We start from the raw sequence: 20721 nt of genomic DNA, 5'->3' as shown, positions 1-20721 counted from the left end.
CTGCGCTCACAGGTTCTTGACTTCTTCCGGCATCGGGAAGAAGGTCGGGTGGCGGTAGACCTTGCTGTTGGCAGGTTCGAACAGCGCTTCCTTGTCGGACGGGCTGCTGGCGACGATGTCGGCGGCGCGGACCACCCAGATCGAGACGCCTTCGTTGCGGCGGGTGTAGACGTCGCGCGCGTTGTTGATCGCCATTTCGGCGTCAGGGGCGTGCAGGCTGCCCACGTGCTTGTGGGCCAGGCCATGCTGGCTGCGGATGAAGACTTCCCACAGCGGCCATTCTTTGCTCATTTTCTTGTCTCCGTTATCGAATTCGGTGATGCGGGCGTGTGTTGGACGCGTCGGCGGCCAAGCCGCCGACCCTACGCGGCTTTTTTCGATTTCTTCTCTGCGTGGGCGACCAGGGCGTCGCGGAACCATTCGCCGTCCTCGTAGGCCTTGACGCGGGTGCGCAGGCGCTCGCGGTTGCAGGGACCGTTGCCCTTCAGGACATTATGGAACTCGCTCCAGTCGATCTCGCCGAAATCGTAGTGGCCGCGCTCCTCGTTCCATTTCAGGTCCGGGTCGGGGATGGTCAGGCCCAGGTACTCGGCTTGCGGCACGGTCTGGTCGACCATGCGCTGGCGCAGCTCGTCGTTCGAGAACAGCTTGATGCGCCAGGCGGTCGACTGGGCGCTGTTGACCGATTCGGCGTCCGAAGGGCCGAACATCATCAAGGAAGGCCACCACCAGCGGTTGAGCGCATCCTGGGCCATCGCCTTTTGTTCCGGCGTACCCTGGGCCAGGCTCATCATGATGTCGTAGCCCTGGCGCGCGTGGAAAGACTCTTCCTTGCAGACGCGGATCATGGCGCGCGCATACGGGCCGTAGGAGCAGCGGCAGAGCGGGATCTGGTTGATGATCGCGGAACCATCCACCAGCCAGCCGATGGCGCCCATGTCGGCCCAGGTCAGGGTCGGGTAATTGAAGATGCTCGAATACTTGGCCTTGCCCGAGTGCAGGGCCTGCAGCAGCTCGTCGCGCGAGACGCCCAGCGTCTCGGCCGCGCTGTACAGGTAGAGGCCGTGGCCGGCCTCGTCCTGGATCTTGGCCAGCAGCACCGATTTGCGCTTGAGCGTGGGCGCGCGGGTCACCCAGTTGCCTTCCGGCAGCTGGCCAACGATTTCCGAGTGCGCGTGCTGCGAAATCTGCCGGATCAGCGTCTTGCGGTACGCTTCCGGCATCCAGTCCTTCGCTTCGATCTTGATCCCGGCGTCGATGCGCGCCTGGAATGCCTGCTCTTCGGCGCTCATGTCGTCCGCGGTCTGGACTTTCTTGAGGCCGGTCTCCACCATTTGTGCGTACATGTCTGTCTCCGTTGCAAACCTCTCCAATCCATAATACGATACAAAAAATCTGATGTACACAAAAATTTTGAATCATATTGCGCTAGCTTATCCATGACACGACCCTCCAGCGGCGAGTGGATCGACCACTTCCTTACCCACGACACGCCGCGCCACAAGTCGCTGGTGATGACCCTGTGCGGCGACACCATCGCGCCGCACGGCGGCGGCTTCTGGCTGGGCAGCATGATCGAGCTGCTCGCGCCCCTGGGCGTGAACGACCGCCTGGTGCGCACCAGCGTGTTCCGCCTGGTGCAGGAAGGCTGGCTGGTGGCCAGCCGCGAGGGGCGGCGCAGCCGCTACGCGCTGGAGCCGAAGGCGCTGCCGCGCCTGGCGCGCGCCAACCGCCGCATCTATTCGCCGCCGGGACTGGACTGGAACGGCCGCTGGAGCTTCCTCCTGGCGCCCAGCAACAGCATCGACACCGAGCTGCGCAACCTGCTGCGCAAGGAGCTGGAATGGGAGGGCTACGCCATGCTGGCGACCGGCGTGATGGCCCACCCGGCGCCCGACCGCGACAGCCTGCGCGAGATCCTGACCCGCTGCGACGCCGAGGGCAAGGTGTTCGCCTGCGAGGCCGACGAACTGCCGGGCGTGGGTTCGCGCCCCCTGCCCCAGCTGGTGCGCGACGGCTGGGACCTGGCCGGCGTAGTGGCGGGCTACCGCCGCTTCATCGACAGCTTCGCGCCGCTGCTGGCCCAGCTGGAGGCGCAGCCAGGCGTGGCGCCACAGGACGCCTTCGCGATCCGCTCGCTGCTGGTGCACGCCTACCGCCGCGTGCAGCTGCACGACCCGATGCTGCCGGTGGCCCTGCTGCCCCAGCCCTGGCCGGGCACCGAAGCCTACGAGCTGGCGCGCCGCATCTACCGCCTGGCCTGGGCGCCGGCCGAGGAACACATCATGGCGCTGCTGCGCCATGAAGACGAGGCCACGCCGGACGCCGACGCGGACTTCTATCAACGCTTCGGCGGACTACGGGCCTGATCCGCCGCCAAAAGCGGTATCATCTCGCCTCTACCCGTTCTTCCCATTACAGGACACACCATGTCTATCAAGATCAGCAGCCAGTTCGACGCCGGCGCCATCGACGTCGTGAACGCCACGAGCGCCAGCGCCATCGACCTGAACATCCGCAAGGACTCGCACGCCGACATCATCCAGTGGTTCTACTTCCGCCTGCAGGGCGCGCAGGGCGAACCCTGCACCATCCGTTTCCTGAACGCGGGCCAGGCGGCCTATCCGGCGGGCTGGGAAGACTACCAGGCGATGGCGAGCTACGACCGCGTCAACTGGTTCCGCGTGCCGACTTCCTACGACGGCAAGGTGATGACCATCGAGCATACCCCGGCGATGGACAGCGTTTATTACGCCTACTTCGAGCCGTACTCGTGGGAACGCCACCTGGAGCTGCTGGACCGCGCCCAGATGTCCGAGAACGTGCGCATGCTGGACCTGGGTTCGACCGTCGACGGCCGCGACCTGAACATGCTGGTGATCGGCGAGCCGTCGCCCGAGAAGAAAAAGGTGTGGGTGATCGCACGCCAGCACCCCGGCGAGACCATGGCCGAATGGTTCGTCGAGGGCATGCTCGACGCGCTGCTGGACCCGGCCCACCCCTTCGGCCGCCAGCTGCTGAAAGAAAGCGTGTTCTACGTGGTGCCGAACATGAACCCGGACGGCTCGGTGCGCGGCAACCTGCGCACCAACGCGGCCGGCGCCAACCTGAACCGCGAATGGCTGAACCCGAGCATGGAGCGCAGCCCGGAGGTCTTCCTGGTCAAGCAGAAGATGCATGAAGTGGGCGTGGACCTGTGCCTGGACGTGCACGGCGACGAAGGCCTGCCCTACGTGTTCGTGGCCGGCAGCGAATCCCTGCCGAACTTCACCGAGGCGCAAGCGGCGGCGCAAAAGCGCTTCAGCGACGACTTCATGATCGCCAGCCCGGACTTCCAGGACGTACACGGCTACGGCCAGACCCCGTACACCGAAGAGACCCTGACCATGGGCTCGCCGCACATCACCCACGCCTTCGGCTGCCTGTCCTTGACGCTGGAACTGCCGTTCAAGGACAACGCCAACGACCCGGACCCGCAAGTGGGCTGGGACGGCGCCCGCAGCGCGCGCCTGGGCGCGGCGGTGCTGCAGCCGGTGCTGAATTCCATCCGCGCGATCAAGTAAGGAGCCTGCCATGAGCGTATTCGCCGCCCCCGTGTTCGACGCCACCGTCGTCTATGAAGGCCAGGAGCTGTTCAAGGGCCGCGGCGCGGCCCAGACCTGGGCCGAGAAAGTCGCGAAAGAACTGGAAACCGAGGTGACGGTCGAGAAGATCGGCACCGGCTGGGCCTTGAAGGCCATGGTCGATGGGGAGGCGCGTACCTGGGTGGTGTTTGGGCAGCGGCTCAGCCGGAGTGAAACGGCGGGCTGACCAACACGATCAACAGCAGCACCTCAGAAAACGCTCCGGACCTCGGAGCGTTTTCATTTGCAGGACTGGCAAACTTCAAATCGTTGTATTTTTTACACATGTTGCGATTTTGCCGACAGATCAATGTTGAATGCATGAACGATAGGAGATGTTTTCATTTATTGATAGACAACGCATGTTGATTGAGAGATATTCCCAGCTTTAAAATCTTGTCTCTTCATCATGCAGCGTCCACCATCCGATCCGACCTCGACCGGCCAGCTTCATTTCTCGAGCATGTCGGGAGCCGCAGCCAACACTGCCGACATCCAGGCGCCGACCCTCACTCCGTGGCCACCTCAGTCTGGCGCGGTCGTCGATGGCCAACTTGTATTCACATTCAGTGAGCCTGTCACCGGCGGCAACGGCTGGGTGATCCTGAAGCGCGGTGAGGAACATATCTACTCGGGCCGTGCTTACATGAACCTGGACATCCTCGTGTCCGGGAATACGCTGAGCTTCACGCCGCCCGTGCCTTTCGAATACCAGAGCGAGTACACGGTCGTGTTCACGGATGGCGTTGTCCAGGACTATGCCGGCAATCCATTCGACGCCGGCGGGCCTGCGGGATTGAGCGTGTCCTTCACGACCGCGGCCAGCCCGCCGGCCGTCAACCGCACCGGCAGCGCCGGGCGCGACATTCTCTACGGCAGCATCTATGCCGACACCATCAAGGGTGGTGACGGCAGCGACGAACTGTACGGCTTCGACGGCGACGACATCCTCGAAGGCGGCAACGGCGCCACGGTCTTCTTGGACGACAGCGACCGTCTCGACGGCGGCGCCGGCAACGACATCCTGCGCGGCGGCCAGGGTTTCGACATCCTCGACGGCGGCGCCGGCGATGACCGCCTCGAGGGTGGCGACGGCAACGACTCCCTGAAAGACGGCGCAGGCCACAACACCCTGCTCGGCGGCGCGGGCAACGACTACCTGTCGCTGGCTGCGAACGCGACCGGCGTGCTTGATGGCGGCGACGGCAACGACAGACTGTGGGGCCGGGGCGGCGCTGACGTATCCGGCGGCCGCGGCGACGACATGATCTGGATGGTGCTGAGCGGACCTCCCGGTACGCTCAAGCACATCGACGGCGGCGAGGGCCAGGATACGTTCGAATTCTGGTTCACGGACCAGACCGAAGCCCAGCTCGCGCTAACGGGCGGCGCTGGCGCCGATACCTACGTCTTCAGCCGCACTTCCATGGAGCACGGCGCGGGGCTGAACATGCGCATTACCGATTTCACCGCCGGCGCCGGTGGCGATCGCATCGACCCCGCTGGCCTGCTGCCGTTGGGCTATACCGGCAATCCCTTCACCGAGGGCAGCCTGCGCCTGGCCGTCCAGGGTTCGGACACCCTGCTTCAGCGGCGCCTGCCGGGCGAAGAAGGCGCCTACCGGACCGTGCTGGTCCTTGCCGGCGTCGCGCCGCAACAGCTCACCGCCGATAACTTCGTGGGCGGCGTCGACCCCAGCGGTTCCTCGCGGGGGCTGAACCTGGTCGGCACCGCGGGGGCCGACACGCTGCAAGGTGGCGTGCTGGACGATACCTTGGCAGGATTGGGCGGTAACGACCGCCTGTACGGGAACACCGGCAACGACCTGCTCGAGGGTGGCTACGGGAACGACGAACTGCAGGGCGGAGACGGCAACGACCGGCTCGACGGCGGCGCCGGTGACGACACGCTGACGGGCCAGTACGGCAGCGACGTTCTGATCGGCGGCGACGGCTTCGATACCCTCAAGGACGAATATGGCCTGGATACCGGCGAGACCAATGTACTCGAAGGCGGCGCAGGTTTCGACAAGCTTGTTGTGGTCAACAACGGCACCAACCTGCTCGACGGCGGCGCCGGCAACGACGAACTGTGGAGCAACGGCGGCAAGAATACCCTGCTCGGCGGAGACGGCGACGACCTGTTCTACGCCACCAGCATCCTGAACCGCAACGATACGCTGGTGCTGGACGGCGGCGCAGGCAACGACTGGATGCGCGTCAACGTCTGGGATGCGAACGTCAGCGTGAGTGCGCGCGGCGGCAGCGGCGCCGACATCTTCCGGCTGGAGCGGGTCGACGGTGTGGCGCAGATCGGTGACTTCAGCGCCGCCGACGGCGACCAGCTGGACCTGGATCCCCTGGTCCCCGACTGGGTCGAGGGCAATCCCTTCGGCGAAGCCGGCTTCCTGAAGCTGGAACAGTCGGGCGCCGATACCCTGCTTCTGGTGGACGCCGACGGCGCCGCCGGCAACACCCACGCTTTCAGGACGATCGCCACCCTGGCCGGCGTCGACGCGGCCTCGCTGAGCGGCGCCAACATCGTCGACGGCTACCATCCCGACGGCAGCAATACCGGACTGAACATTACGGGTACCGAGGAAAGCGACACCTTGCGCGGCGGCGGCCTGGACGACCTGATCCGGGGCTTGGGCGGCGCCGACGCCATTAACGGCGGCAAGGGCGGCGACGACATCGACGGCGGTGCGGGTATGGACCGGCTCGAAGGCGGCGAAGGCGACGACCTGCTCGCAGGGGGTGACGATGACGACGAGCTGCTCGGCGGTGAAGGCGACGATGTACTCCGGGGCGGTGGCGGAGACGACAGGCTGACGGATCAGCTCGGCAACGATAGTTTCGAAGGTGGTGACGGCAACGACAAGATCGTGGCGGGCATCTCCGCTGATGGGTATCTCGCCAAACCGGGCCAAGGTTTCATCGACGGCGGCGCTGGCAACGACCAGATCGACGCCACCGTGGCCATCGACCGGATCGACGGTGGCAGCGGCGACGACCGCATCCATGTCGCCGCGGCGCCCGGCGCGCTGCCGGACCAGCCTTTGCGGATCGCCGGAGGCGAGGGTAAGGACACGATCTCGCTCGGCGTCCAGGGCGGCACGCGTGTAATCGAAGCAAGCGGCGGCGCCGACAGCGATGTCTTCAGCTTCCATGACGCCGCACCGGCAACGGCGGCAGTCATCACGGATTTCGAGGCCGGCGCCGGCGGCGACGTCCTGTCGGTCATGTGGATGCTGCCGTATGGCAGTCTCGAGAATCCCTTCGGCGCCGCCGCGTATGCGCGCCTGCAGCAACGCGGCGCCGACACAGTGTTGCAGTACGATGCGGATGGCGCCCTGGGCGTGGCAGGCTGGCGCGACATCGTCGTTTTGCAAAACGTCGACGCCACGGCGCTGGCCAATACCAACTTCGACGAGGGCGCCAATCCCGATGGCTCGCTCAAGGGCTACGTGCTCACCGGCTCGAGCGGCGATGACGAAATAAATGGCGGCCGCTTCGACGACATGCTCGACGGCGGTGAGGGGGATGACTGGATCGTGGGCGGCGCTGGCGCGGACCAGCTGCGTGGAGCGGGCGGCGCAGACCATATGTTCGGTAATGCCGGAGATGACCAGCTGTCCGGCGGCGGCGGAAACGACACGCTCTGGGACCACGACGGCAACAATCTGCTCGACGGCGGCGAGGGTGACGACGACTTGAGAAGCAGTTCGCTGAACGGCGGCATCCTCACGGGCGGCGCCGGCAACGACAAGCTGTACAGCCGCGGCCAGGGCGTCGTGCTCGATGGCGGGGCCGGCAACGACCGCTTCGGGCTCGACGAGGACTGGATGGGCACCGGACCGTTTGGCATCACGATCCTGGGCGGCGAGGGCGACGACTGGACTAACCTGGACAGCCTTCCCGGGCAGCACGGCACCATTACGGGCGAAGGCGGCGCGGGCCGCGACACCTGGTCTTTCGGCACGAGACACACCAATACCGTCACCGTCACGCTCCGCGATTTCCAGGCGGGCCAAGGCGGGGACCTGCTCGACCTGACGGCTTTCGCTCCATATGCGAGCAGCCCGAATCCCTTCACCAATGGAGGACTGCGGATGCAACAGCGCGGCGCGGACGCCGTGCTGGACTACGACGCCGATGGCGCCGGACCGAAGCACGCTTTCCAGACCATCCTGACGCTCAAGGGTGTGACGGTGTCCGCACTGACGGCAGCGAATTTCGTGGGAGGCGTCGCGCCCATCGTGGCGGCTCCTCCGCCGCCACCACCACCTCCGCCGCCACCTCCTCCGCCACCACCTCCACCGCCGCCACCGCCGCCACCGCCGCCCGTGCCGCCGGTTCCCCCTGCTCCGCCACAGACCAGCACCGGCACGGGCGGCGGCGACCAGCTCACCGGCGGCACCGGCAACGACCGTCTCGACGGCGGCGAGGGCAACGACCTGCTGGTCGGCGGCGCCGGCAGCGATGTCCTGATCGGCGGCGTCGGCTTCGACAGCGCCCGCTACACCGGCGCGCGCGCCAACTACACCGTGACCCGGACCGCCGATGGCTTCCAGGTGGCGGACAAGCGCGGCACCTCTGGCGAAGGCAGCGACACCCTGGTGGGCGTCGAGCGCGTCAGCTTCACCGACGGCGCGCTGGCACTGGACATCGACGGCGTGGCCGGCCAGGCCTACCGCATCTACCGCGCCGCCTTCGACCGCGAGCCGGACTTCGGCGGCCTGGGCTACTGGCTGTCGGTACTGGACAAGGGTACGAGCCTGGAATCGGTGGCAGGCGGCTTCATGGGCTCGCCGGAGTTCCTCGCCCTGTACGGCAGCGCGCCGACCAATGCCGACGTGGTCATGCGCCTGTACAAGAACGTGCTGCACCGCGACCCCGATCCGGGCGGCTTCGAGTTCTGGGTCAAGGTGCTGGACGACAAGCGCGCAGACCTGCCGTCCGTGCTGTCCCAGATCAGCGAGAGCGCGGAGAACCAGGACGCGGTAGCCGAGCTGATCGCCAACGGCATCTGGTTCACGCCCTACGGCGGCTGATGCCCGGCGCCACGGCCGCAGGAAGCGCGGCCGTGGCGCATCCTTGATTCGCTAGACATTTACTGTCGAGTCAGCGATATTAATAAGATAACAAACCAACTGTCAGTAAAATGACCTTGCTCGCCATGCGCCTCGTCTCCACCCACCTGATCCGGCATGGCGGCATGTCGGGGTCCTCCAGCGATGCCGACACCACCGCGCCGGTCCTGGTGTCCTCGCCCGCCAATGGCCACGACGCGACCGCCGACCTGGTGTTCACCTTCAGCGAACCCGTCAAGCTCGGCAGCGGCACGCTGTCCGTGTCGCCGGACATCGGCCCCACGTTTTCCACGGACGTCGCCACCAGCCCCTATCTCAGCGTCTCGGGCAACACGGTCATCTTCAATCCGCCGTCGCCGCTGGATTTGAAGAGCTATTACGTTATACAGTTCAGCCAGGGCGCCGTACTCGACCTGGCCGGAAACAGCCTGGCCGACAGCTGGGGCGTCGCGGTCGGTTTCACGACCGGCATCAGCACCACGCCGGTGAACACCACCGGCAGCGACGGCGATGACCTGCTCCACGGCAGCGACTTCGCCGATGCGATGTCCGGCGCCGGCGGCTCGGACTACCTGTACGGCTACGGAGGCGACGACATCCTGAATGGGGGCAACGAGCCCGGGACCGGTCATGTCATCGGCGACTACATGGTCGGCGGAGCCGGCAATGACGTTCTTCACGGCAACGATGGCCTGGACCAGCTGCTGGGCGGCGACGGCAACGATCGATTGTATGGCGACGCGCACGGCGATCGCTTGACGGGCGGGGCCGGCGACGACCTGCTCGAGGGCGGCGACGGCAACGATGAGCTGAAGGACGATGCCGGCGACAACCGCATGCTGGGCGGGGACGGGGACGACAGGCTGTTTGCCGGCAGCGCCGCGACGGGAACGCTCGACGGCGGCGCCGGCGACGACGCGCTGGAAGGCTACGGCGGGACCGATTTCGTAGGCGGCACGGGCAAGGACAGCATGCGTGTCATCCTGGCCGGCGCGGGCGCCACGGTCTCGCAGCTCGATGCGGGCGCCGGCGACGACCGCATCGAGCTCGTATTCGACCGCCCCGCCGACGCGCGTCTGGACGCCAGGGGCGGCAGCGGCATCGACACCTGGGTGTTGTCCATGCCCGATGCGCCGGCCGGCGACGGCGCCCATGTGCGTGTTGCGGACTTCACCCCCGGCGCCGGCGGCGACCGCATCGATGTGCTGCCCCTGCTGCCGGCGGATTATTCCGGCAACCCCTTCGGCAACGGGCTGCTGCGCCTGGTCGACAGCGGCGCCGATACCCTGCTCCAGCTGCGCGACGCCGCTGCGGACGGCGGCTTCCAGACCTTGCTGCAATTGACCGGCATCGACCCCGGCAGTCTGACGCGCGCCAATTTCGTCGGCGATCTCGACCCGCTCGGTTCGCAGCTTGGCGTAGTCTTGACCGGCACCGCGTCGTCCGACGTGCTGACTGGCACCCTGCTCGACGACAGCATCGACGGCCTGGATGGCGGCGACAACCTGCGCGGCGGCGGCGGCAACGACAGCATCGCCGGTGGCGCGGGCAACGACCGCCTGGTGGGCGACAGCGGCAACGACCGGCTATCCGGTGGCGCCGGCACCGACACGCTCGACGAACGCGGCGACGCGACCGGCAGCAACCGCCTGGATGGCGGCGCCGACGACGACTTCCTGTGGGTCGCCTCCAGCGGAGCCAATGTGCTCGACGGCGGCAGTGGCGATGACACGCTGTCCGGCGGCCGGGGTGCCGACAGCCTGATTGGCGGCGACGGCGACGACATCCTCACTGTGGCCGACACGGGCAATGGCGCGGTGCGCACTGTCAGCCTGGCGGGCGACGCGGGCGACGATGTACTCAACCTGGGCATCACGGCCGCCTCGGTCACGGTCAGTGCGCGCGGCGGCGCCGGCGCCGACATCTTCGTGCTCAACGCGCCCGGTGCGCAGGTGCGCATCGAAGATTTCAATGTGGCCCAGCGCGACCGGATCGAGCTGCGCCAGCTGGTTCCCGTCGCGCTGAACGACAATCCTTTCGGCACGGCCGGCTACCTCAAGGCCGAGCAGTCGGGTAACGACACCCTGATCTATGTCGACAGCGACGGCGCGGCGGGTGCGGCGCAGCAGTCCCAGCTGGCGCTGACCTTGTCCGGCGTCTCGCTGTCCGCGCTGTCGCGCACCAGCTTCGGCGGCGGCTACGATCCCCGCGGCAGCGACGTCGGCTTCACCATCGTCGGCACCGCGCAAGACGACAGGCTGGTAGGCGAAGATCTGGACGACACCATCCGCGGCCTGGGCGGCGACGATGTCATCGAAGGCGGCAAGGGAGATGACGACCTGGATGGCGGCGACGAATCCAGCTACGGCGACAGGCTCGATGGCGGCGCCGGCAACGACAAGCTGCGCGGAGGACAGGGCCGGGACGACCTCCTTGGCGGGACCGGCAACGACATCCTCGACGGGGGCGCTGGTGACGACGACCTGGACGGCGGCGCCGGCGACGACCGGCTGGTTGGCGGCGATGGCGACGACCTGCTGGAGGACAGTTCCGGCAACGACGTGTTCGAAGGCGGCGACGGCAACGATACGATCCGCGCCGGCAGAAACTATGTGAGCGAGCCCCTCCCGCCCTTCAGCGTCTCGGTCGATGGCGGCGCGGGCAATGACCGGATCGAGGCTTCGCTCGACGTCGAACTCATCAAGGGAGGCGGTGGCAACGACAGCATCGAGATCTACACCCCTGGCAACCCGGCGTCCGCACAAGCCATGCGCATCGAGGGCGGCGCCGGCGACGACCTGGTATCCATCCAGGCCTGGAGCAATACCGCGCTGACGATCGAAGCGGCCGGCGGCGAAGGCCGCGACAGCTATTCGCTGAACCGGAACATGGCAATGCCGCTGCTGGCGATCACCGACTTCCAGGCGGGAGCCGGCGGCGACCTGATCGACGTCTTTTCGCTGCTGGATTACCAGCCGAACAGCGGCAATCCCTTCGCCCCGGGCGGCGGCCTGCGGCTGCTGCAGCGCGGCGCCGACACGGTCCTGCAGCGCACGGCGCCAGGCACTGCCAGCGACTGGCATGACGCCGTCGTCTTGCGCAATACCCCGCTGGCGTCGCTCACGGGCGACAACTTCAGCGATTTCGCGCGGCCGGACGGTTCGCCCACCGGCTATATGTTGACCGGCACCGCAGACCACGACACGATGCGCGGCGGGCGCCTGGACGACAGCCTGCATGGTGGAGACCAGAGCGACATGCTGTACGGCGGCCTCGGGGCCGACAGCCTGTATGGCGACGGCGGCAGCGACTACCTGGAGGGAGAAGAAGGCGACGACCGCTTGTACGGAGGTGCTGGCGACGACCAGCTGGTCGATCACATCGGCGCCAACCTGCTCGACGGCGGCGACGGCAGGGACAGGCTCTCCACCTGGTCGCCCGGAGGCGGGGAACTGCGCGGCGGCGCGGGTGACGATACCCTGTCCGGCTTGGGCGGCAATCTCGTGCTGGACGGCGGAGCGGGCAACGACAGGATCGAGGCCGGCACGCTGCTCGAGAATGGACCGGCGAACATCGCGATCCACGGCGGCGACGGCAATGACCTGATCGTCGCCGCCCTGGGCGAAAACCTGGGGAGCAAAGTCATCGCGGATGGCGGCGCCGGCCAGGACACCTACCTGATCCAGAATGTGGCGCGCGGCGGTGCGCTGACCATTCGGGACTTCCAGACCGGCGAAGGCGGCGACCTGCTCGACCTGAGCCGTTTTGTCGGCTGGGACAGCGCACCGAATCCCTTCGGTCCCGGCATCGGCATGCGGATCGTCCAGCGCGGCGCCGACGCGGTCCTGCAGGCGCGCGTGAGCGAAGCGGGCCAGGTGACTTACCGCGACCTGGTCGTGTTCACCGGCGTGGACAAGGCGGCCATCGGCGCGGCCAACGTGCTGTGGGGCTTCAATCCGGACGGTTCCACGGTCGGCCGCAACATCGTGGGCAGCCAGGACGGCGAGCAGATCAGCGGAGGATGGCTGGACGACAGCATCGCCGGCGGCGGCGGCGCCGACCAGTTGTTCGGCGCCGCCGGCAATGACCGCCTGCTGGGAGGCGATGGCGACGACCTGCTGATGGGCGACTACTACCGCGATGCGCCGCCCGGCGCCACCGGGCCGGTGTTCGCCGGCGCCGACATCCTGGACGGCGGGGCAGGCCAGGACGAACTGCGCAGCGCGGGCGGCAACGATACCTTGCATGGCGGCGACGGCAACGACCTCCTGCTCCTGGAGATGAACCAGGATAGCCTGGCGCCGCACCAGCGCGTAGCGATGCACGGCGACGCCGGCGACGACCTGATCAAGGTCCAGCCCGCGCGCGGCGATCGCATGGACGTGACGATGGAAGGCGGCGCAGGGAGTGACAGCTTCCAGGTCCGCTGGCTGCCGTCCCAGGGCTCGCTCACGATTACCGATTTCCAGGTCGGGGCCGGCGGCGACCTGCTTGATGTGTTCGAGATGGAAGGCTATGTGGCGCTGGACGATATCTCGCCCTTCGCGACCGGCCAGTACCGCTTCGTGCAGCGCGGCGCGGACGCCGTGCTCCAGGTGGCTGCCGAGCCCGGAGGCGTGCACCAGGATTTCCTCACCTTGAAGAACGTCGACAAGGATCAGCTCGTCACCGCCAACATGGCGCACGGCCTGCACCCCGGCGGTGCGACCCAGGGGATCAGCTGGACGGGCGGCAATGCGAACGAGTTCCAGATCGGCCAGTGGCTGGACGACGAACTGCGCGGCGGCGGGGGCAACGACCAGCTGGATGGATCGCGCGGCAACGACCTGCTCATAGGCGGCGACGGCAACGACAGCCTGTACGACCGCTACGGCACGGACACCCTCCTCGGCGGCGCCGGCGACGACGACCTGAGCGCCTGGGGCGGCGACATCCTGCGCGGAGAAGACGGCAACGACGTTCTCGTCGACATGCTCGGCGGCGGACTGCTCGATGGCGGCGCAGGCAACGACCGCTTGTGGCTACGCGCCGACAGGATCGAGAGCCTGGACCGGGGATTCCAGGCGACCATGCTCGGCGGCGCCGGCGACGATGTCTTCAGCGTCGACTCCCTCGCCGCCGAGAGCATCGCCACCGCCACCGGCGGCGCGGGACGCGACCTGTTCGTGGCCGGCGGCCACTACACGGTGACGGATTTCCAGGTCGGAGCGAACGGCGACCGCATCGACGTCATGTCCATGCTCGGCATGGTGAATCCACGCAATCCCTTCGACCTCGGCATGATGCGCCTGGTGCAGGACGGCGCCAACACCGTGCTGCAAGTCGACCGCGACGGCAGCGGCGGCTGGTATAGCCTCAAGACCATCATGACCCTGGCCGGTGTGCGCGCCGACAGCATCACCGCCGACAATATCCTGGGCGGCTATAGTCCGCATCCGGTTGCCACCCCGCCGGTTATTCCCTCACCGCCACCGCCGCCACCACCGCCACCACCGCCTCCGCCAACGCCGCCGACTCCGCCGGTGCCCCCTGCCCCACCGCAGACCAGCACCGGCACGGGCGGCGGCGACCAGCTCACCGGCGGTACGGGCAACGACCGCCTCGACGGCGGTGAAGGCAACGACCTGCTGGTCGGCGGCGCCGGCAACGACGCCCTGATCGGCGGCGCCGGCTTCGACAGCGCCCGCTACACCGGCGCGCGCGCCAACTACACCGTCACCCGCACCGCCGACGGCTTCCAGGTGGCGGACAAGCGCGGCGCCTCCGGCGAAGGCAGCGACACCCTGGTGGGCGTGGAGCGCGTCAGCTTCACCGACGGCGCGCTGGCGCTGGACATCGAGGGCGTGGCCGGCCAGGCCTACCGCATCTACCGCGCCGCCTTCGACCGCGAGCCGGACTTCGGCGGCCTGGGCTACTGGCTGGCGGCCCTGGACAAGGGCGCTTCGCTCGAGGCGGTGGCCGGCGGCTTCATGGGTTCGCAGGAATTCCTCGGCCTGTACGGCAGCGCCCCGAGCAATGCCGACATCGTCATGCGCCTGTACAAGAACGTGCTGCACCGCGATCCGGACCCGGGCGGCTTCGAATTCTGGGTCAAGGTGCTGGACGAGAAGCGTGCCGACTTGCCTCACGTGCTGTCCCAGATCAGCGAGAGCGTGGAAAACCAGGACGCGGTGGCGGAACTGATCGCCAACGGCATCTGGTTCACGCCCTACGGCGGCTAAGCCTGTCGCGGCAAGGCGTGGCCCATGCAGTGCGCATGGGCCGCGCACGCTTGAACCGGCGCTGGACTTGTCTTGATGAGTAAGCGATAGTAGCTCATCCATTCATACCGGCCAGCGCCATGCCCCCTACCGCGCAGCTCCTGTCCACGAAACCCGTCGGCCACGACCGCATGGCCGCCAGCGCCGGCAGTGTCGGGCGCGACACTTATGTGTTGCCCGACCGCAAGGGCGCGGCGCTCACGATCCCCGACTTCCAGACCGGCGAAGGAGGCGACCTGCTCGACCTGAGCGCCTTTATTTCCCGCTGGGACGACGGCGACCCGAATCCCTTCGGCCCGGCGGGCCGCCTGCGGGTGGAGCAGCGCGGCGCCGACACGGTGCTGCAAGCCCGTTTCACCAGTGCCGGCGGGGTGTCGAGCTACGGCGACATCGCGATCCTGGCCGGGATCGACAAGGCCAGCCTGGGCGCCGCCAATGTCGTCCTGGGCTTCAATCCCGACGGCTCGCAAGCGGGACGCAAGATGACCGGCACCGGCGCGGCCGACAGGCTGGAAGGCGGCTGGCTGGACGACGACATCTCGGGCGGCATCGGCGACGACACCCTGTGGGGCGGCGCGGGCGACGACTACCTGTCCGGCGGCAATGGCAACGATATCCTCTCCGGCGACCTGATGGGTGAGATGCCGGCCGGGATAGCCACCGACGAAACCGGAGACGACATCCTGGAAGGCGGGACCGGCGACGACCAGCTGTCCAGCTCCTGGGGCAACGACGTGCTGCGCGGCGGCGGCGGCAACGACCTGCTCTGGCTGCACGACGGCGGCAACCCCGCGGCGCGGGTCGACCATGCGGCCTTGCACGGCGGGAGCGGCGACGATGTGTTCAGGGTCCGCTACGGGAAGGACGCGGACCCCGACGTGGTGCTGGAAGGCGGCGCCGGCAAGGACACCTACGATATCCAGTGGCTGCCGGTGGGCCGCGGCTCGCTCACCATCCTCGATTTCGATGCGGGCGACGGCGGCGATCGGATCGCCGTGAAAGCCTTTCCCCTACCCAAAGCCGCCCTCGGCAATCCCTTCGCCAGCGGCTACCTGCGGCTGGTCCAGCGCGGCGCCGACACCGTGTTCGAGTTCGATGGGGACGGCGCCGGCACGGCCAAGTCCTTCCTTCCCTTCATGGTGCTCGAAGGCGTCAACGCGCTGGGCATCACGGCGGACAACATCGTCGAGGGCTTCACGCCCTTCGTGGCCGGGTCCACGCCGCCTCCGCCGACTCCGCGCCCGCCCACCTTTCCGGGGCAGGTCCGCAACGGCACACCAGGCGCCGACGTCATGATCGGCGCCGCCGGCGACGACCGGCTCGATGGCGGCGCCGGCGACGACGTGCTGGTGGGCGGCGCAGGCAACGACAGCCTGATCGGCGGCGCGGGTTTCGACAGCGCCCGCTACAACGACATTGCCAGCGGCTATACGGTCACGCACGGCGCCGCCGGCGGCTTCGTGCTCAGCGCGACGGACGGCGCCGCGGACAACGGCTCGGACATCCTGCTGGGGATCGAGCGCCTCCACTTCGCGGACGGCGCGCTGGCGCTGGACACGGACGGCATCGCCGGCCAGGCCTACCGCATCTACCGCGCCGCCTTCGACCGCACGCCCGACCCGGGCGGCCTGGGTTACTGGATGGCGTCCATGGACGGCGGCGCATCGCTCAAGGCGGTCGCCCGCGGCTTCATGAGCTCGAAGGAATTTCTCGACCTGTACGGCAGCGCCCCGACCAATGCCGCCGTGGTCCTGCGCCTGTACCAGAACGTCTTGCACCGCAAACCCGATCCGGACGGCTTCGCCTTCTGGGTCAAGGTGCTCGACGAGAAGCGCGCCGACTTGCCCCACGTGCTGGCGCAGATCAGCGAGAGCGCGGAGAACCAGGATGCGGTGGCGGAACTGATCGCCAACGGCATCTGGTTCACCCCCTACGAGGGCTGAGCAGGCTGCGGCATGGGCCGCTGCCGCCCGGTGTTGGCTCCGCCGTGTTTATGCATAGTGCACAACTTGCAGCCTGATGCCGGATCTTGCTCGACAGCAGTTGCCGGTTCGGACATAGTTGCGGCTCCTCCTTACGTGCCGATCCTGACCATGTCGTTTTCCTCCAATCCCTACGCTTCCCTGGCTGCTTCGCTTGCAAGCGGTTCCGTCACCGCCACCGGGACAGCGGGCCCCGATATCCTGGAGGGCGGCGAGCTGGCCGACAATCTGTCGGGCGACGCCGGCAATGACACGCTCCGGGGCCTTGGGGGCAACGACGAGTTGTACGGCGGTACGGGCGACGATGTGCTCGAAGGCGGCGCCGGCGACGATATGCTGTACGACGCAGAGGGCCGCAACCAGCTGCGGGGCGGCGACGGCAACGATAACCTGCGCGGCAGCCGTGGCCCGGAAGGCTTGCCCATGTACCTGGCCCTGAACGGCTCGACCGGATTGCTCGATGGCGGCGCCGGCAACGACTCCCTGAGCGGCTACAACGGTTACGATTATGCGGGCGGGGATGGCGACGACCGCATCGAGATTTCAGTCTCCAGCCTGCAGGCGCTCGATACGCGTGTGGACGGCGGGAGCGGCGCCGACCGGTTCGAATTCGATTTCGACAGGGACGCCCTGGGCCGCCTTGCCATCACGGGCGGCGCCGGCTCCGATACCTTCGTCCTGGCGGACAGCAACCAGGTGGAGAGGGGAAGCGCGCAGCTGCGCATTCTCGACTTCGCCGCAGGCGCAGGGGGCGACAGGATCGATCTGGAACGCTTCCTCCCTTACGGCCATACCGGCAATCCGTTTGCTAGCGGCCTGCTGCGCCTCACATCGGACGGCGGCGACACCTTGTTGCAGCTGCGCGCCGATACGGGCTACCGCACGGTGCTGCAGCTGGCAGGTATCCAGCCGTCTCAGCTGACCTCGGCCAATTTCTCCAGCGGTATCAGTCCTGATGGCGGCAGCACCGGCATGACGCGGTCCGGCACCGCCCTGCGCGATGTGCTGGTCGGCGGCATCCTCGACGATGTGCTGTCCGGCCACGAGGGAAACGATGACCTGGAAGGCCTGGAGGGGAACGACCGGCTCGACGGCGGTGGCGGGGACGACAAACTGAAGGGTAACGAGGGCAACGATATCCTGCTGGGTGGTGATGGCGATGACTTTCTGCTCGACACCCAGGGCGGCGATAACGAATTGTATGGCGGCGCCGGCAATGATCGACTGACAGCCGAAGGGAATGGCAGCAACCTGCTCGACGGCGGTCCGGGCAACGATGAGCTGGTCGGTAGGAACGCGGGCTACATCCAGTTGAACGGCCCCTACACCCTGCGCGGCGGCGAGGGCGACGATTACCTGTCCGCCGACAAGGGCGGCATCCTCGAAGGCGGGGAAGGGAACGATATGCTGGTCAGCCGCTATGGCAACCTCCGGCTCGATGGCGGCAACGGCAACGACGTCCTGCAGCCGCACGAAAACGCCCAGGAAATGCTGATCGGGGGCGCCGGGATCGACCTCGCCCTTTTTGACAAGTCCAGCGCCGACTATACCGTGAGCACCAACCAATCGGGCTTTACCGTGACCCTCAAGTCCTCGGGCAACACCGACCACCTGAGCAGCATCGAGCGGCTCCAGTTTTCCGACCTCGGTATCGCATTCGATCTCGACGGCGCCGCGGGCCAGGCCTACCGCATCTACCGCGCCGCCTTCGACCGCACGCCGGATTCGGGCGGCCTGGGCTACTGGCTGGCGGCCCTGGACAAGGGGTCTTCGCTCGAAGCGGTCGCCCGCGGCTTCATGGGTTCGAAGGAATTCATCGACCTGTACGGCAGCGCGCCGAGCAACGCCGAGGTGGTGCAGCGGCTGTACAAGAACGTCCTGCATCGCGATCCGGATCCGGCCGGCTTCGCGTTCTGGGTCAAGGTGCTGGACGAGAAACGCGCCGACCCGCCCCAGGTGCTGGCGCAGATCAGCGAGAGCGCGGAAAACCAGCAAGCGGTGGCGGAAGTGATCGCCAACGGCATCTGGTACACGCCCTACGGCGGCTGACCAGGCTGCGGGATAGGCCGCGCGCGTCGCGGCGCCGGGAATCGCGTCTGGATAGGCCAGGACGCCGGCGTCGTTGGCCGTGGTCTTGTTGCCGGCGACGGCCTCAGAGCTGGACGCCGAGATGCGCCGCCACCCAGGTATTGGCGTCTTCGGCGCTGTCGAAATGCAGGGTGGCGATGGTGGTCTTGTCCGGCGCCATGAAGGTGGCGTAGACCTTGCGGCTGTCGTTGCCGGAACTGAGCAGGTCCGATGCCTGCGCCAGCTCGACCGTGGCCACCAGGTCGAGATTGAGCAGCACGGTCTTGTTGCTGCCCTCCTTGTCGATGCGTACGAATCGGTTCATGAGCCCTCCGCTCAGCTGCCGGCCACGACCATCTTCTCGATCAGGATCGAGCCGGTGGACTTGTTGCCGCGCGTCAGCACATCGCTGCCGATCGCGACGATCTGCTGGAACATTTCGCGCATGTTGCCGGCGATGGTGATCTCTTCGACCGGGTACTGGATGACGCCGTTCTCGACCCAGTAGCCGGACGCGCCGCGCGAATAGTCGCCGGTGACGTAGTTCACGCCCTGGCCCATCAGTTCGGTTACCAGGAGGCCGGTGCCCATCTTGCGCAGCATGCCGGCGAAGTCGTCGGCGCGCTTGGTGTGGGTCGAGACCAGTTCCAGGTTGTGCGAGCCGCCGGCGTTGCCGGTGGTTTGCATGCCCAGCTTGCGGGCCGAATACGAGGACAGGAAATAGCCCTGCAGCACGCCATCCTTGACCACCTTGCGGCGCACGGTCTTGACGCCTTCCTCGTCGAAGGGGGCCGAGCCAACCGCGCCGATCAGGTGCGGGTCCTCGACGATCTGGATGTGGTTCGGGAAGATCGATTTGCCCAGGGTGTCGAGCAGGAAGCTCGACTTGCGGTAGAGCGAGCCGCCGGACACCGCCTGGACGAAGGAGCCGAGCAGGCCGGCGGCCAGCGGCGCCTCGAACAGCACCGGGCAGGTGCGGGTGTCGAGCTTGCGCGCATTCAGGCGCGCCAGGGCGCGTTCGGCGGCGTAGCGGCCGACGGCTTCGGGCTCGGCCAGTTCCTTGGGGTTGCGCGACGAGGTGTACCAGTCGTCGCGCTGCATTTGGTTACCTTTGCCCGCGATCGGGGCCACCGACAGGGTGTGGCGCGAGAACGGGTAGCCGCCGATGAAGCCGCGCGAGTTGGCGCCGACGAAATGCGACTGCTGGACGTAGACGCTGGCGCCTTCGCTGTTGGTGATGCGGCGGTCGACTTCGAAGGCGGCGCTTTCGCAGCGCTTGGCGAGCTCGACGGCTTCCTCGGTCGAGATCTCCCAGGGGTAGCACAGGCGCAGGTCGCGCGGATTCATTTCGAGCAGCTCGGCGTCGGGCAGCCCGGCGCAGTCGTCCTCGGCGGTGAAGCGGGCGATGTTCCAGGCCGCTTCGACGGTCGCCTTGAGCGAGCTGGGCGAGAAGTCCGAGGTGTTGGCATTGCCGCGGCGCTGGCCGTAGTACACGGTGACGCCCAGGCCCTTGTCCTTGTTCTGCTCGATCGTCTCGATATTTCCTTTACGAACGGAAACCGATAGCCCACTGCCCTCGCTGATCTCGACCGACGCATCGGTCGCGCCCTGTTCACGGGCAATGGCCAGCACGTCGCGTGCGAGCTGTTTCAGCTGATCCTGGGAGTGGGTGAAAAAGGAATCGTTCATGTCGTGTT

Annotated in this window: 11 protein-coding genes; 7 read left to right on the top strand and 4 right to left on the bottom strand. The window is 67.3% G+C overall.

Translation table 11 applies throughout. From position 1 onward, the window contains the following. Window positions 1–6 precede the first annotated feature (6 nt). Both paaB and paaA read right to left on the bottom strand, forming a co-directional pair. On the bottom strand, window positions 7–291 hold the full coding sequence (gene paaB, locus V7778_RS21420; RefSeq protein WP_020651929.1) for a 1,2-phenylacetyl-CoA epoxidase subunit PaaB: 285 nt from the start codon (window positions 289–291) through the stop codon (window positions 7–9). A 71-nt stretch (window positions 292–362) separates the two neighbouring features. After that, window positions 363–1346, bottom strand: a complete 984-nt coding sequence (paaA, locus tag V7778_RS21415) for a 1,2-phenylacetyl-CoA epoxidase subunit PaaA (RefSeq protein WP_335558980.1) — start codon at window positions 1344–1346, stop codon at window positions 363–365. A gap of 93 nt (window positions 1347–1439) precedes the next feature. Between paaA and paaX the strand changes: the two genes are divergently transcribed. The 7 genes from paaX (at window position 1440) to V7778_RS21380 (ending at window position 19006) form a co-directional block, all read left to right on the top strand. Further along, entirely contained in the window at window positions 1440–2369 is a 930-nt protein-coding gene (gene paaX, locus V7778_RS21410; RefSeq protein WP_335558978.1) for a phenylacetic acid degradation operon negative regulatory protein PaaX, read from the top strand. 60 nt (window positions 2370–2429) lie between these two features. After that, window positions 2430–3563 carry a M14 family metallopeptidase gene (locus V7778_RS21405; protein ID WP_335558976.1) on the top strand — a complete coding sequence of 378 codons (1134 nt, stop codon included), beginning with the start codon at window positions 2430–2432 and terminating at the stop codon, window positions 3561–3563. A gap of 10 nt (window positions 3564–3573) precedes the next feature. Next, a complete protein-coding gene (locus V7778_RS21400; RefSeq protein ID WP_335558974.1) occupies window positions 3574–3810 on the top strand; it encodes a hypothetical protein in 237 nt (78 codons plus the stop codon). A gap of 222 nt (window positions 3811–4032) precedes the next feature. Further along, window positions 4033–8676, top strand: a complete 4644-nt coding sequence (locus tag V7778_RS21395) for a DUF4214 domain-containing protein (RefSeq protein WP_335558972.1) — start codon at window positions 4033–4035, stop codon at window positions 8674–8676. 110 nt (window positions 8677–8786) lie between these two features. Continuing rightward, window positions 8787–14936, top strand: coding sequence for a type I secretion C-terminal target domain-containing protein (locus V7778_RS21390; RefSeq protein ID WP_335558971.1), 6150 nt, complete (start codon window positions 8787–8789; stop codon window positions 14934–14936). Window positions 14937–15055: 119 nt separating this feature from the next. After that, a complete protein-coding gene (locus V7778_RS21385; RefSeq protein WP_335558969.1) occupies window positions 15056–16918 on the top strand; it encodes a DUF4214 domain-containing protein in 1863 nt (620 codons plus the stop codon). 150 nt (window positions 16919–17068) lie between these two features. Next, window positions 17069–19006, top strand: coding sequence for a DUF4214 domain-containing protein (locus V7778_RS21380; RefSeq protein WP_335558967.1), 1938 nt, complete (start codon window positions 17069–17071; stop codon window positions 19004–19006). Between the two features lie 103 nt (window positions 19007–19109). Here the strand turns inward: V7778_RS21380 and V7778_RS21375 are convergent, their stop codons facing one another. Beyond that, window positions 19110–19349 carry a hypothetical protein gene (locus V7778_RS21375; protein ID WP_335558965.1) on the bottom strand — a complete coding sequence of 80 codons (240 nt, stop codon included), beginning with the start codon at window positions 19347–19349 and terminating at the stop codon, window positions 19110–19112. 11 nt (window positions 19350–19360) lie between these two features. Continuing rightward, the gene (gene pmbA, locus V7778_RS21370; protein ID WP_335558963.1) at window positions 19361–20713 is read right to left on the bottom strand and encodes a metalloprotease PmbA; all 1353 of its coding nucleotides are present in this window, start codon (window positions 20711–20713) and stop codon (window positions 19361–19363) included. Between the last annotated feature and the right edge of the window lie 8 nt (window positions 20714–20721).

Origin of the sequence: Massilia sp. DD77, from assembly GCF_036961685.1 — a bacterium.
GTDB lineage: Bacteria > Pseudomonadota > Gammaproteobacteria > Burkholderiales > Burkholderiaceae_D > Telluria.
This window is presented reverse-complemented; position numbering and strand designations above follow the sequence as displayed.